The 13,257-nt window shown below is 70.7% G+C and carries 12 protein-coding genes and 1 pseudogene; 11 read left to right on the top strand and 2 right to left on the bottom strand.

What is annotated here, in order from left to right:
* Positions 1-96: 96 nt before the first annotated feature.
* Together Sdagh_RS16760 and Sdagh_RS16755 are read right to left on the bottom strand one after the other, a co-directional pair.
* Positions 97-578: pseudogene (locus Sdagh_RS16760) on the bottom strand (peptide deformylase); the annotation flags it as partial.
* 196 nt (positions 579-774) lie between these two features.
* Positions 775-1,635: a C40 family peptidase gene (locus Sdagh_RS16755; protein WP_189423128.1), complete on the bottom strand. Its 861-nt coding sequence runs from the start codon at positions 1,633-1,635 to the stop codon at positions 775-777.
* Positions 1,636-2,353: 718 nt separating this feature from the next.
* Between Sdagh_RS16755 and Sdagh_RS16750 the strand changes: the two genes are divergently transcribed.
* From Sdagh_RS16750 to nuoK, 11 genes are read left to right on the top strand one after another with little or no spacing between them, the layout of a single operon-like run.
* The gene (locus Sdagh_RS16750; protein WP_003992243.1) at positions 2,354-2,713 is read left to right on the top strand and encodes an NADH-quinone oxidoreductase subunit A; all 360 of its coding nucleotides are present in this window, start codon (positions 2,354-2,356) and stop codon (positions 2,711-2,713) included.
* A 13-nt stretch (positions 2,714-2,726) separates the two neighbouring features.
* The gene (locus tag Sdagh_RS16745; protein ID WP_189423129.1) at positions 2,727-3,281 is read left to right on the top strand and encodes a NuoB/complex I 20 kDa subunit family protein; all 555 of its coding nucleotides are present in this window, start codon (positions 2,727-2,729) and stop codon (positions 3,279-3,281) included.
* Entirely contained in the window at positions 3,278-4,012 is a 735-nt protein-coding gene (locus Sdagh_RS16740; RefSeq protein ID WP_189423130.1) for an NADH-quinone oxidoreductase subunit C, read from the top strand. The genes Sdagh_RS16745 and Sdagh_RS16740 overlap by 4 nt, the downstream gene beginning before the upstream one ends.
* Positions 4,009-5,385 carry an NADH-quinone oxidoreductase subunit D gene (locus Sdagh_RS16735; RefSeq protein ID WP_189423131.1) on the top strand — a complete coding sequence of 459 codons (1,377 nt, stop codon included), beginning with the start codon at positions 4,009-4,011 and terminating at the stop codon, positions 5,383-5,385. The genes Sdagh_RS16740 and Sdagh_RS16735 overlap by 4 nt, the downstream gene beginning before the upstream one ends.
* Positions 5,382-6,245 (top strand): NADH-quinone oxidoreductase subunit NuoE, encoded by an 864-nt coding sequence (gene nuoE, locus Sdagh_RS16730; protein ID WP_189423133.1) that lies wholly within the window; start codon positions 5,382-5,384, stop codon positions 6,243-6,245. Before Sdagh_RS16735 ends, nuoE begins: the two co-directional genes overlap by 4 nt.
* Positions 6,242-7,594: an NADH-quinone oxidoreductase subunit NuoF gene (gene nuoF, locus Sdagh_RS16725; RefSeq protein WP_189423135.1), complete on the top strand. Its 1,353-nt coding sequence runs from the start codon at positions 6,242-6,244 to the stop codon at positions 7,592-7,594. The genes nuoE and nuoF overlap by 4 nt, the downstream gene beginning before the upstream one ends.
* Entirely contained in the window at positions 7,591-10,095 is a 2,505-nt protein-coding gene (locus tag Sdagh_RS16720) for an NADH-quinone oxidoreductase subunit G (protein WP_190077928.1), read from the top strand. The genes nuoF and Sdagh_RS16720 overlap by 4 nt, the downstream gene beginning before the upstream one ends.
* Positions 10,092-11,468, top strand: a complete 1,377-nt coding sequence (gene nuoH / locus Sdagh_RS16715; protein WP_189423139.1) for an NADH-quinone oxidoreductase subunit NuoH — start codon at positions 10,092-10,094, stop codon at positions 11,466-11,468. The genes Sdagh_RS16720 and nuoH overlap by 4 nt, the downstream gene beginning before the upstream one ends.
* Positions 11,461-12,102 carry an NADH-quinone oxidoreductase subunit NuoI gene (nuoI, locus tag Sdagh_RS16710; protein ID WP_189423141.1) on the top strand — a complete coding sequence of 214 codons (642 nt, stop codon included), beginning with the start codon at positions 11,461-11,463 and terminating at the stop codon, positions 12,100-12,102. The genes nuoH and nuoI overlap by 8 nt, the downstream gene beginning before the upstream one ends.
* Positions 12,099-12,956, top strand: coding sequence for an NADH-quinone oxidoreductase subunit J (locus tag Sdagh_RS16705; RefSeq protein ID WP_189423143.1), 858 nt, complete (start codon positions 12,099-12,101; stop codon positions 12,954-12,956). The genes nuoI and Sdagh_RS16705 overlap by 4 nt, the downstream gene beginning before the upstream one ends.
* Entirely contained in the window at positions 12,953-13,252 is a 300-nt protein-coding gene (gene nuoK, locus Sdagh_RS16700) for an NADH-quinone oxidoreductase subunit NuoK (RefSeq protein WP_189423145.1), read from the top strand. The genes Sdagh_RS16705 and nuoK overlap by 4 nt, the downstream gene beginning before the upstream one ends.
* The last annotated feature ends 5 nt before the right edge of the window (positions 13,253-13,257 follow it).

Below are 13,257 nucleotides of genomic sequence, written 5' to 3'. Positions count from 1 at the left end.
CGCACGCCGGTCCGCCGACTGCCGCAGCGCCGCCTTCCGCTCCCGCGCGCGGAGCCGGTCCGGGTACACCCGCCCGCCGAGGTGGTCGCTCTCGTGGGCGAGGCACCGGGCGAAGTGCCCCGTGCCCTCGACGCGCAGCGGGACGCCGTCCCGGTCGAACCCCCGCACCACCGCCCGGTCCGGCCGCGGCACCTCCCTCACGGCACCCGGCACCGACAGGCATCCCTCGCTGCCCTCCGGCAGCCGCCGCTCGCCCGGACCGAGCGGCTCCAGCACCGGATTGACGATATGCCTGACATGTCGGCCTCCGTCGTCGTCCGGGCAGTCATGACGAACAGGCGCGGGCCGACGCCGACCTGATGCGCCGCCGGTCCGGCGCCCTCGGTGACGTACATGGTGCGGACCATGCCGTCGATGAGCGCGGCGAGGTCGGGTCCGAACCCGGTGACGTCCCGGCACGGCTTGCGCAGCACCTCTTCGCCCGCCTCGGTCACCCGCCGCACGGAGCCGCGCCGGGCCTCGGGCGCGAACGGCGGGCAGGCGGCGACGGGCCGCCCCGGTACGAGGACGCTCGGCATGCTGGTCTCCCCTTCGGTCCATGAGCACGGCCGGCCGGTCCGGTGAGGGGCCGGCTCGTCGACGAGCATGGCAGGGGAGCCCGCAGGACCGCTCGGCCCTGTGGACAACTCGTCACCCGTCGGCAGAGGGCCGCTGTCCCTGTGGACAACGGCCCTCTGCGCGGGGGTTCGGGGTGGGTGGCGCGAACGCCCGGGACTACAGCACGCGGACGGCGCCGCTCGGCGGGTCGTAGGAGAGCGGCTTCTCGACGACGCCGGTGGAGGAGTTCTGCGCGCCGACGAACATGCCGCCGCCGACGTAGACGCCCACGTGGTAGGCGCTGCCCGCGCCGCCCCAGTACAGGATGTCGCCCGGCTGGAGGCTGTCCAGCGAGACCTGGGTGCCGGCCACGGACTGGTCCTGGGAGACGCGCGGCAGGCTCACGCCGACCTGCTTGAACGCGGCCTGGACGAGACCGGAGCAGTCGTAGGCGGACGGACCGGTGGCGCCGGAGACGTACGCCTTGCCGACCTGGGCCTGGACGAAGGAGACGACCGCGGCGGCGGAACCGGTCGCCGTGGACGCGCTGGTGCTGGTGCTGGTGCTGGCGCCCGTGGACGTGGAGGCGCCGGTGGAGCCCGAGCCGGAGCCCGAGTCCGTGGACGCGGTCAGGGTGGCGCGCTCGGCGTCGCGCGAGGCGCGCTCCGCGGCGGCCTTGCGGGCCTCCTCCTCGGCCTTCTTCTTGGCCTCGGCGGCCTTCTTCTTGGCTTCCTTCAGGTCCGCCTTGGCTTCCTTGGCGGCCTTGGCGGCGGCAGCGTCACGCTCGGCCTGCAGCTCGTAGTTCGCGGCGGCCTGCTGCGTGGCGTCCGCGGACTGCGCGACCTGAGCGGCCAGGTCGGCCGTCAGGGTGGGCAGCTCCAGGGTCTGCGTCACCGGCTCGGCCGCGTTCGCCGAGCCCGACGCTCCGGCCACTGCCAGGGTGCTGAGCACACCTCCGGCAACTCCGGCCCGCATCGCGACGGTCGACGCGCTGCGGCGGGGCTTCCGGTGGCTGCGTATGTGAGCGGTGTGGGACATGAGTACAACCGGTATCAGGAGCTCCTCCACACCTTCAAGAAACGTGTCCTGCGCCACAGTTGTTCGATCGGTGTCGTGAATCCCGGGCGCGTCGCCGTTCCTTGACGTCTTAACGGACATTGCGGACGGCTGTAACAAGCCTGTGATCACGCGCTTTGATCGTTACGCCCGAATTGCTCCCCGCTTACCACCGGTTGAGGCAGTTGGCCAAGCCCGCTTCTCAGACGGCTCTCATGGATGTGGCAGAGGTCACGGAACGGTTACCCGGGCGACGGCGTCCGCTCGTGAACGCGCTCACGCGTTCACATCGCCCCTCCCGCCGGCCCGCCAGGTGTGAACGGATCGCACTATCAAGAGATCATGTCCAGCGCCAATTTGCATGCAAGCGCACCTTCTTGATACTGAGACGACGCCGCTGAGTAGCGGCGACGAGGGAAAATGTCACCTCTCGTGATCAGTCGGAAGCTTCCTGTGTGAAGATCACCGCTCATCCGACTTCATGATCCTTCGTCAGGTGGTGGAGATCACAAAGCTTGTGCAATACCCCGTGTCGCAGATCACAGAGCGGCGGGCATAAGATGCGGAGCAGTTGGGCTTGTGACCTGCTTCACATGTTCTCGATCTTCGCCGGGACAAGCGGGGCTCGTGGGACTCCTGGGGCGGTCGTGACCCAAGCAAACCGCCAGCAGTCAGCGCCGACTGAGAGGAGCGAGGAGCGGTGAACGCGTATGCGCCCATCCTCGTACTGGGAGCCCTCGGGGCAGGCTTTGCGATCTTCTCCGTGGTCATGGCCACGCTGATCGGTCCGAAGCGGTACAACCGGGCCAAGCTCGAGGCCTACGAGTGCGGGATCGAGCCGACCCCCACGCCGGCCGGCGGCGGGCGCTTCCCCATCAAGTACTACCTGACGGCGATGCTCTTCATCGTCTTCGACATCGAGATCGTCTTCCTCTACCCCTGGGCCGTCACCTTCGACGCCCTGGGGATCTTCGGGCTCGTGGAGATGCTGCTCTTCGTGCTCACCGTCTTCGTCGCGTACGCGTACGTATGGCGGCGCGGCGGCCTGGAATGGGACTGAGGGGCCTTTAGTCATGGGACTCGAAGAAAAGCTGCCGAGCGGCTTCCTGCTGACCACCGTCGAGCAGGCCGCGGGCTGGGTACGGAAGTCGTCGGTCTTCCCGGCCACCTTCGGCCTCGCCTGCTGCGCCATCGAGATGATGACCACCGGCGCCGGCCGCTACGACCTGGCGCGCTTCGGCATGGAGGTCTTCCGCGGCTCGCCGCGCCAGGCGGACCTGATGATCGTCGCCGGCCGGGTCAGCCAGAAGATGGCGCCGGTGCTGCGGCAGGTCTACGACCAGATGCCGAACCCCAAGTGGGTGATCTCCATGGGGGTCTGCGCCTCCTCGGGCGGCATGTTCAACAACTACGCGATCGTCCAGGGCGTCGACCACATCGTGCCGGTCGACATCTACCTGCCCGGCTGCCCGCCACGGCCCGAGATGCTGATCGACGCCATCCTCAAGCTCCACCAGAAGATCCAGAACACCAAGCTCGGCGTCAACGCCGAGGAAGCGGCCCGCGAGGCGGAGGAGGCGGCGCTCAAGGCCCTGCCCACCATCGAGATGAAGGGGCTGCTGCGATGAGCGACGCAGGCGGCACCAACCCCGAACGGGACCTCTCCGCGGAGAACCTCCCCGGCCAGCGCGGCCAGGGCGGCGAGGAGATCCGCGTCCAGCGCGGCATGTTCGGCGCGAACAACGGCGGCGACACCTCCGGCTACGGCGGGCTGGTCCGCTCGGTCCGACTCCCGGGACCGGCGAGCAGGCCGTACGGGGGGTGGTTCGACGAGGTCGCCGACGAACTGGAGGGCGCGCTGGAGGAACAGGGCCTGCTCCCGGAGAACGCCATCGGGAAGACGGTCGTCGACCGCGGCGAGCTGACCTTCCACATCGAGCGCGAGCACCTGGTCCGCGTCGCCCGCACCCTGCGCGACGACCCGGCGCTCCGCTTCGAGCTGTGCACCGGCGTCAGCGGCGTCCACTACCCGCACGACAAGGGCCGCGAGCTGCACGCCGTCTACCACCTGCGCTCGATCACCCACAACCGGCTGATCCGCCTGGAGGTCAGCGCCCCCGACGGCGACCCGCACATCCCGTCGCTGGTCGAGGTCTACCCGACCAACGACTGGCACGAGCGCGAGACGTACGACTTCTTCGGCATCGTCTTCGACGGCCACCCCGCGCTGACCCGGATCATGATGCCGGACGACTGGCAGGGCTTCCCGCAGCGCAAGGACTACCCCCTCGGCGGCATCCCCGTCGAGTACAAGGGCGCCCAGATCCCGGCTCCGGACCAGCGGAGGTCGTACTCATGAGCACTCCCCACCCGTCGCCCGGCCGGCACTCCTCGTCGGACCCCTTCGGGGCCACCTCCACGACCGCTCCCCCCAGGGAGACCACCGAGGGCACCGTGTACACGGTCACCGGCGGTGACTGGGACGAGGTCGTCCAGTCCGCGGCCCGCGCCGACGACGAGCGCATCGTCGTCAACATGGGACCGCAGCACCCCTCCACGCACGGCGTGCTCCGCCTGATCCTGGAGATCGAGGGCGAGACCGTCACCGAGGCCCGCTGCGGCATCGGCTACCTGCACACCGGCATCGAGAAGAACCTCGAGTACCGGACGTGGACCCAGGGCACCACCTTCGTGACGCGCATGGACTACCTGACGCCGTTCTTCAACGAGGCGGCGTACTGCCTCGCCGTCGAGAAGCTCCTCGGCATCGAGGACCAGGTACCCGACCGCGCCTCGGTCATCCGCGTCCTCCTCATGGAGCTGAACCGGATGTCGTCCCACCTGGTGGCCATCGCCACCGGCGGCATGGAACTCGGCGCCACCACGATCATGATCTACGGCTTCCGTGATCGTGAACTGATTCTCGACCTCTACGAGCTGATCACCGGCCTGCGGATGAACCACGCGTACATCCGGCCCGGCGGACTCGCCCAGGACCTGCCGCCCGGCGCGGTCGACCAGCTCCGCGAGTTCGTGAAGAAGATGCGGAAGAACCTCCCGGAGTACGACAAGCTCGCCACCGGCAATCCCATCTTCAAGGCCCGCATGCAGGACGTCGGCTACCTCGACCTGGCCGGCTGCATGGCCCTCGGCGCCACCGGCCCGATCCTGCGCTCCACCGGCCTGCCGCACGACCTGCGCAAATCCCAGCCGTACTGCGGTTACGAGACGTACGACTTCGACATCCCGACCGCCGACACCTGTGACGCCTACGGCCGCTTCCTGATCCGCCTGGAGGAGATGCGGCAGTCGCTCCGGATCGTCGAGCAGTGCCTGGACCGGCTGAAGCCCGGCCCGGTCATGGTCCCGGACAAGAAGATCGCCTGGCCCGCCCAGCTCGCCCTGGGACCGGACGGACTGGGCAACTCCCTCGACCACATCAAGAAGATCATGGGCACCTCCATGGAGGCCCTGATCCACCACTTCAAGCTGGTCACCGAGGGCTTCCGGGTACCGCCCGGACAGGCGTACACGGCGGTCGAGTCGCCCAAGGGCGAACTCGGGGCGCACGTCGTCTCCGACGGCGGCACCCGCCCCTTCCGGGTCCACTTCCGCGACCCGTCCTTCACCAACCTGCAGGCCATGGCGGCGATGTGCGAGGGCGGCCAGGTCGCCGACGTCATCGTCGCGGTGGCGTCCATCGACCCCGTGATGGGAGGCGTCGACCGGTGACCACCAGTTCCTCTCAGCGGGGCGTCGGACTCGGCATGCCCGAGCTGCCCGCGCCCGACTACCCGGACGACGTACGGGCCCGTCTGGAGGCCGACGCGCGCGAGGTCGTCGCCCGCTACCCGGACTCCCGCTCCGCCCTGCTGCCGCTGCTGCACCTCGTGCAGTCGGAGGAGGGCCACGTCACGCGCACCGGCATGCGGTTCTGCGCGGAGGTGCTCGGCCTGACCACCGCCGAGGTCACCGCCGTGGCGACCTTCTACACCATGTACCGGCGCCGGCCGAGCGGCGACTACCAGGTGGGCGTCTGCACCAACACCCTGTGCGCGGTCATGGGCGGCGACGCCATCTTCGAAGAGCTCCAGGAGCACCTGGGCGTCGGCAACGGCGAGACCACCGACGACGGCAGGATCACCCTGGAGCACATCGAGTGCAACGCGGCCTGCGACTACGCCCCGGTCGTGATGGTCAACTGGGAGTTCTTCGACAACCAGACGCCCGCGAGCGCCCGCCGCATGGTCGACGACCTGCGGGCCGGCCGGCCGGTGACGCCCACGCGCGGGGCGCCCCTGTGCACCTTCAAGGAGACCGCCCGCATCCTGGCGGGCTTCCCCGACGAGCGGGAGGGCGCCGTCGAGGCCGGCGGGAGCGCGGGACCCGCCTCCCTGGTCGGCCTGAAGCTGGCGAAGGGCGAGCACCCCGCCGCGCGCGTGGTGCACCCGCGCGGCGCGGCGGCGCCCCACGGCGAACCGCCGCACGAGCCGTCCCCGACCGAACACCTCAGTTCGCACGACGCGCCGCAGGACACATCGGCCAGCGACCCGGCGAACCCGGCCGGGCCCACCGCCGAGGAGGGGGAGTGATGACCTTGGCAGCCGAGATCAAGGACCACAGCCCGGAGAAGCTGCTGGCACCCGTGCTGTCGGCCTTCTGGGACGAGGACCGGTCCTGGACGCTGGACGTGTACCGCCGGCACGACGGGTACGAGGGACTCCGCAAGGCGCTGGCCATGACCCCGGACGACCTGATCGCGTACGTCAAGGAGGCCGGACTGCGCGGTCGCGGCGGCGCCGGCTTCCCCACCGGGATGAAGTGGCAGTTCATCCCCCAGGGCGACGGCAAGCCGCACTACCTCGTGGTCAACGCCGACGAGTCGGAGCCGGGGACCTGCAAGGACATCCCGCTCCTCTTCGCGAACCCGCACAGCCTCATCGAGGGCATCGTCATCGCGTGCTACGCCATCAGGTCGTCGCACGCCTTCGTCTATCTGCGGGGAGAAGTCGTCCCCGTACTGCGGCGCTTGCACGCGGCCGTCGCCGAGGCGTACGCGGCGGGCTTCCTCGGCGAGGACATCCTGGGCAGCGGACTCGACCTGGACCTCACCGTGCACGCGGGCGCGGGCGCGTACATCTGCGGTGAGGAGACCGCCCTGCTCGACTCGCTCGAAGGCCGCCGCGGGCAACCGCGGCTCCGTCCCCCCTTCCCCGCCGTGGCCGGCCTCTACGCCTGCCCCACCGTGGTGAACAACGTCGAGTCGATCGCCTCGGTTCCCGCCATCCTGCACAAGGGCAAGGACTGGTTCCGGTCGATGGGCAGCGAGAAGTCCCCGGGCTTCACGCTGTACTCCCTCTCCGGTCACGTCGCCAGTCCCGGCCAGTACGAGGCGCCGCTCGGCATCACGCTCCGCCAGCTCCTCGACATGAGCGGCGGCATGCGCCCCGGGCACCGGCTGAAGTTCTGGACACCGGGCGGCTCCTCCACGCCGATGTTCACCGAGGAGCACCTCGACGTCCCCCTCGACTACGAAGGAGTGGGCGCCGCGGGTTCCATGCTCGGCACGAAGGCCCTCCAGTGCTTCGACGAGACGACCTGCGTGGTCCGCGCCGTCACCCGCTGGACCGAGTTCTACGCCCACGAGTCCTGCGGCAAGTGCACGCCCTGCCGCGAGGGGACGTACTGGCTGGTGCAGTTGCTGCGCGACATCGAGGCCGGCAAGGGCCGGATGGAAGACCTCGACAAGCTGAACGACATCGCCGACAACATCAACGGCAAGTCCTTCTGCGCCCTCGGCGACGGCGCCGCCTCGCCGATCTTCTCCTCGCTGAAGTACTTCCGCGAGGAGTACGAGCAGCACATCACGGGCCGCGGCTGCCCCTTCGACCCCGCGAAGTCGACGGCCTGGGCCGATCACCGTACGGAGGTGAACGCATGACTGTGACCACCAGCGCTCCCTCCGGCGGGGGCGAGGCGGCGGTGCCGCCGGAGGACCTCGTGTCGCTGACCATCGACGGCGTGGAGATCAGCGTGCCCAAGGGCACCCTGGTCATCCGGGCCGCCGAGCAGCTCGGCATCGAGATCCCCCGGTTCTGCGACCACCCGCTCCTCGACCCGGCCGGCGCCTGCCGGCAGTGCATCGTCGAGGTCGAGGGCCAGCGCAAGCCCATGGCGTCCTGCACCATCACCTGCACCGACGGGATGGTGGTCAGGACCCACCTCACCTCGCCGGTCGCGGAGAAGGCGCAGAAGGGGGTGATGGAGCTGCTGCTCATCAACCACCCGCTGGACTGCCCGGTCTGCGACAAGGGCGGTGAGTGCCCGCTCCAGAACCAGGCGATGTCGCACGGCGGCGCCGACTCCCGCTTCGAGGGCAGGAAGCGCACCTACGAGAAGCCCGTGCCGATCTCCACCCAGGTGCTGCTCGACCGGGAGCGGTGCGTGCTCTGCGCCCGCTGCACCCGGTTCTCCAACCAGGTCGCCGGCGACCCGATGATCGAGCTGATCGAGCGGGGCGCGCTCCAGCAGGTCGGCACCGGCGAGGGCGACCCCTTCGAGTCGTACTTCTCCGGGAACACCATCCAGATCTGCCCGGTCGGCGCGCTGACCTCGGCGGCGTACCGGTTCCGCTCCCGCCCCTTCGACCTGGTCTCCTCGCCGTCGGTGTGCGAGCACTGCTCCGGCGGCTGCGCGACCCGCACCGACCACCGGCGCGGCAAGGTCATGCGCCGCCTGGCGGCGAACGACCCCGAGGTCAACGAGGAGTGGATCTGCGACAAGGGGCGCTTCGCGTTCCGGTACGCGCAGCAGCGGGACCGGCTGGCCACGCCCCTGGTGCGCAACGCCGAGGGCGAGCTGGAGCCCGCCTCCTGGCCGGAGGCGCTCCAGATCGCCGCCCAGGGGCTGCTGGCCTCGCGGGGCCGCACCGGAGTGCTGACCGGCGGGCGGCTCACCGTGGAGGACGCCTACGCGTACAGCAAGTTCGCGCGGGTGGCGCTCGACACCAACGACATCGACTTCCGCGCGCGCGTGCACAGCGCCGAGGAGGCCGACTTCCTGGCGGCCGAGGTGGCCGGCCGGGGCCGTGATCTCGACGGCACGGGCGTGACGTACGCGGCGCTGGAGAAAGCGCCCGCGGTGCTGCTCGTCGGGTTCGAGGCGGAGGAGGAGGCGCCCGGCGTCTTCCTGCGGCTGCGCAAGGCGTGGCGCCGGCACGGGCAGCGGGTGTTCGCCCTGGCGACGCACGCCACCCGCGGCCTGGACAAGGCCGGCGGCACGCTGCTGCCGGCCGCGCCCGGCACCGAGACGGAGTGGCTGGACGCGCTCGCGGGCGGCGTCGGCCTGGAGGACGACGGCACCCGGGCCGCCGAGGCGCTGCGGACCGAGGGCGCGCTCATCGTCGTCGGCGAGCGGCTCGCGGCCGTCGCCGGTGGCCTGACCGCCGCCGTACGGACCGCGCGGGCGACCGGCGCCCGGCTGGCGTGGATTCCGCGCCGGGCCGGGGAGCGGGCCGCGATCGAGGCGGGCGCGCTGCCGACGCTGCTGCCCGGCGGGCGTCCGGCGACCGACCCGCGCGCGCGGCAGGAGGTCGCCGCCGTCTGGGGGGTGGCCGCGCTGCCGCACCGCTTCGGCCGGGACACCGGCGCCATCGTCGAAGCCGCCGCCGCCGGAGAGCTGCAGGCGCTGCTCGTCGCGGGCGTGGAGGTCGCCGACCTGCCCGACCCGGCACGCGCGCGTGCCGCGCTGGCCGAGGCCGGCTTCGTGGTCTCCCTGGAGCTGCGCCCCGGTGAGGTCACCGAGCTGGCCGACGTGGTGCTGCCGGTCGCGGCGGTCGCCGAGAAGGCGGGCACCTTCCTCAACTGGGAGGGCCGGGTCCGCTCCTTCGAGGCGGCGCTCAAGCCCGACCAGATGACCCGGCGCCTCGCGCCCGCCGACGCGCGCGTGCTGCAGATGCTGGCCGACGCCATGGACGTGCACCTGGGGCTGCCGGACCTGCGGACGGTGCGCGCGGAGATCGACCGGCTCGGGCCCTGGACGGGGGCCGCGGCCACCGAGCCCCTGGAGCGGTCCGCCCCGCTGCCGCGGCCGGCCGCGGGGGAGGCGGTCCTCGCCGGACACCGGCTCCTGCTCGACCAGGGCGTCCTGCAACAGGGCGACGAGGCGCTGGCCGGCACCCGGCACGCCGCCCGCGCGCGCGTGTCGGCCGCCACCGCCGCCGAGGCCGGCGTCAAGGACGGCGACCTCCTCGCGGTGACCGGGCCGGCGGGCGCCGTCGCCCTGCCGCTCCAGGTGACCGAGATGCCCGACCGGGTGGTGTGGCTGCCGCTGAACTCCACCGGGTCCGGGGTCGCCTCCGACACCGGGGCGCTGCCCGGCTCCCTCGTCCGCATCGGCCCGGCGGCCATCGCCGGCGCGGCCCCCCAGGAGGTGGAGGCATGAGCGCGTACCTCGCCGCTGAAGACCTCTCGATGTTCGGCACCGATCCCTGGTGGCTGGTCGTCGTCAAGGCGGTGTTCTGCTTCGCGTTCCTCATGGTGACGGTCCTGATCGCCATCGTCATGGAACGCAAGATCGTCGCCTGGATGCAGCTGCGCGTCGGCCCGAACCGGCACGGCCCCTGGGGCATGCTCCAGTCGCTCGCCGACGGCGTGAAGCTGATGCTCAAGGAAGACGTCGTCGTCAAACGCGCCGACAAGGCGGTGTACGTCCTCGCCCCGGTCGTCGCGGCCGTACCCGCCTTCATGGCCTTCGCGGTGATCCCGTTCGGACCGGCCGGCAACGAGATCTCGATCTTCGGCCACCGCACCACCATGCAGCTCACCGATCTGCCGATCGCGATGCTGTACATCCTGGCGGTCGCCTCGGTCGGCATCTACGGCATCGTCCTGGCGGGCTGGTCCTCCGGCTCGACGTACCCGCTCCTGGGCGGCCTGCGCTCCTGCGCGCAGATGATCTCCTACGAGATCGCCATGGGCGCCGCCTTCGCGTCGGTGTTCCTCTACTCGGGCTCCATGTCGACGTCGACGATCGTCGAGCAGCAGGCCGACCGCTGGTACATCCTGCTGCTGCCGGTCTCCTTCCTGCTCTACGTCGTGACGATGGTCGGCGAGACCAACCGCGCCCCGTTCGACATGCCGGAGTCCGAGGGCGACCTGGTCGGCGGCTTCAACACCGAGTACTCGTCGATCAAGTTCGCGATGTTCATGCTCGCCGAGTACGTGAACATGGTGACGGTCTCGGCGGTCACCACCACCCTCTTCCTCGGTGGCTGGCGCGCCCCCTGGCCCGTCTCCACCTTCTGGGAGGGCGCGAACCACGGCTGGTGGCCGATCCTCTGGTTCATCGTCAAGGTGCAGGTGCTGCTCTTCGTCTTCGTCTGGCTGCGCGGCACCCTGCCCCGGGTCCGCTACGACCAGCTGATGAAGCTCGGCTGGAAGGTCCTCATCCCGGTCTCGCTGGTCTGGCTGATGTGCGTCGCGACCGTCCGGGCCCTGCGCAACGAGAACTACGACTTCGCCGACATCGCGCTCTACGTCTTCGCCGGCGTCCTCGGCGTCCTGCTGCTGACCTTCGTCGTCGACCTGTTCCGCGACAAGGGCGAGGGGACCGGCCGGCCCGCCGAGGAGCCGGCCGCGTTCGACCCGATGGCCGGCGGGTTCCCGGTACCGCCGCTGCCCGGACAGGAGGTGCCGCCGGTGCCCCGGCGGCGTCCGCGCCGGGAGCGGGAGCTGATTGTCAGTGGCGGCCCCGATACTCAGAGTGACGGGCCGCTGGGCGGATCTACGGATGGAAAGGAGGCGTCCGATGGCTGAGGAACCGAAGGGGACCGATCCCGGTTTCCAGAACCCCGTGGCCGGCTTCGGCGTGACCTTCAAGGCCATGTTCAAGAAGCGGCTGACCGAGCAGTACCCGGAGCAGCAGAAGACCACCGCTCCGCGCTTCCACGGACGGCACCAGCTCAACCGCCATCCGGACGGCCTGGAGAAGTGCGTCGGCTGCGAGCTGTGCGCCTGGGCCTGCCCCGCCGACGCGATCTACGTCGAGGGCGCGGACAACACGGACGAGGAGCGCTACTCGCCCGGTGAGCGGTACGGCCGCGTCTACCAGATCAACTACGCCCGCTGCATCCTGTGCGGCCTGTGCATCGAGGCGTGCCCCACGCGCGCGCTGACGATGACCAACGAGTTCGAGCTGGCCGACTCCAGCCGCGCCGACCTCATCTACACCAAGGAGCAGTTGCTCGCCGGGCTCGACGACACCATGGTCGACACCCCGCACGCCCTGTACCCGGGCACGGACGAGCAGGACTACTACCGGGGGCTGGTCACCGAGGCCGCGCCCGGCACCGAGCGGCAGGTCGCCCGCTCCAAGGACGAGGGCGTCCAGGAGGCCGCGTCGACCTTCGGCGAGAACGAACCGGCGTCGGAGGAGGTGATCCGCCGATGACCGCGCAGCTCGCCGCCGCGGCGACCCTCTCCGCCGGCACCTCCACCGGAGAGGCCTTCCAGTTCTGGGTCCTCGGCACGATCGCGGTGATCGGCGCCCTGTGCACGGTCTTCATGAGGCGGGCCGTGCACAGCGCCCTCTGCCTCGCCGGGACCATGATCATCCTGGCCGTGTTCTACCTGGCCAACGGCGCTTACTTCCTCGGCGTCGTCCAGATCGTCGTCTACACCGGCGCGATCATGATGCTGTTCCTGTTCGTGGTGATGCTCGTGGGCGTCACCGCGGCGGACTCCCTGAAGGAGACCATCAAGGGGCAGCGCTGGCTGGCCCTGCTGTGCGGGCTCGGCTTCGGCATCCTGCTGTTCGCGGGCATCGGCAACGCCTCGCTGACCGAGTTCGGCGGGGTCGGCGGGGCCAACGCGGGCGGCAATGTGGAGGGCCTGGCGTCCCTGATCTTCACCAAGTACGTCTTCGCCTTCGAGATCACCGGCGCCCTGCTCATCACCGCCGCGGTCGGCGCGATGGTCCTCACCCACCGCGAGCGCACCGAGCGGGCCAAGACCCAGCGGGAGCTGGCCGAGGAGCGGGTGCGCAAGGGCACCCACCTGCCGCCGCTGCCGGCCCCCGGCGTCTACGCCCGGCACAACGCCGTGGACATCGCGGGCCTGCTGCCCGACGGCACCCCCTCCGAGCTGACCGTCAACAAGACGCTGCGCGCGCGGGGCCAGATCCGCGACGTGTCGACGGAGGCGCTCGACGACCTGAAGGCCCTGGAGCGGCGGGCCGAGGAGCGCCTGGAGCGTGACCCGGCCGCGCCGGCCACCTTCAAGCGGACCGAGGAGGCGTCGAAGTGAACCCCGTCAACTACCTGTATCTCGCGGCCCTGCTGTTCACCATCGGCGCCACCGGGGTGCTGATCCGGCGCAACGCCATCGTGGTGTTCATGTGCGTCGAGCTGATGCTCAACGCCTGCAACCTGGCGTTCGTCGCCTTCTCCCGGATGCACGGCAATCTGGACGGCCAGGTCATCGCCTTCTTCACGATGGTCGTCGCCGCCGCCGAGGTCGTGGTCGGGCTCGCGATCATCGTGTCCCTGTTCCGTGCCCGCCACTCGGCCTCGGTCGACGACGCCAGCCTGATGAAGCTGTGAGGGGT

The sequence above is a fragment of the Streptomyces daghestanicus genome (assembly GCF_020521275.1).
GTDB classification, from domain to species: domain Bacteria; phylum Actinomycetota; class Actinomycetes; order Streptomycetales; family Streptomycetaceae; genus Streptomyces; species Streptomyces griseoviridis.
The sequence above is the reverse complement of the archived record's forward strand: the minus strand, read 5'-3'. Positions and strand labels throughout refer to the sequence as shown.

Excerpts from the sequence above, each read along its gene's own strand:
- Sdagh_RS16755 (WP_189423128.1), bottom strand. The coding sequence starts at position 1,635 with ATGTCCCACACCGCTCACATACGCAGCCACCGGAAGCCCCGCCGCAGC.
- Sdagh_RS16745 (WP_189423129.1), top strand. The coding sequence starts at position 2,727 with ATGGGACTCGAAGAAAAGCTGCCGAGCGGCTTCCTGCTGACCACCGTC.
- Sdagh_RS16740 (WP_189423130.1), top strand. The coding sequence starts at position 3,278 with ATGAGCGACGCAGGCGGCACCAACCCCGAACGGGACCTCTCCGCGGAG.
- Sdagh_RS16735 (WP_189423131.1), top strand. The coding sequence starts at position 4,009 with ATGAGCACTCCCCACCCGTCGCCCGGCCGGCACTCCTCGTCGGACCCC.
- Sdagh_RS16720 (WP_190077928.1), top strand. The coding sequence starts at position 7,591 with ATGACTGTGACCACCAGCGCTCCCTCCGGCGGGGGCGAGGCGGCGGTG.
- nuoH (WP_189423139.1), top strand. The coding sequence starts at position 10,092 with ATGAGCGCGTACCTCGCCGCTGAAGACCTCTCGATGTTCGGCACCGAT.
- nuoI (WP_189423141.1), top strand. The coding sequence starts at position 11,461 with ATGGCTGAGGAACCGAAGGGGACCGATCCCGGTTTCCAGAACCCCGTG.
- Sdagh_RS16705 (WP_189423143.1), top strand. The coding sequence starts at position 12,099 with ATGACCGCGCAGCTCGCCGCCGCGGCGACCCTCTCCGCCGGCACCTCC.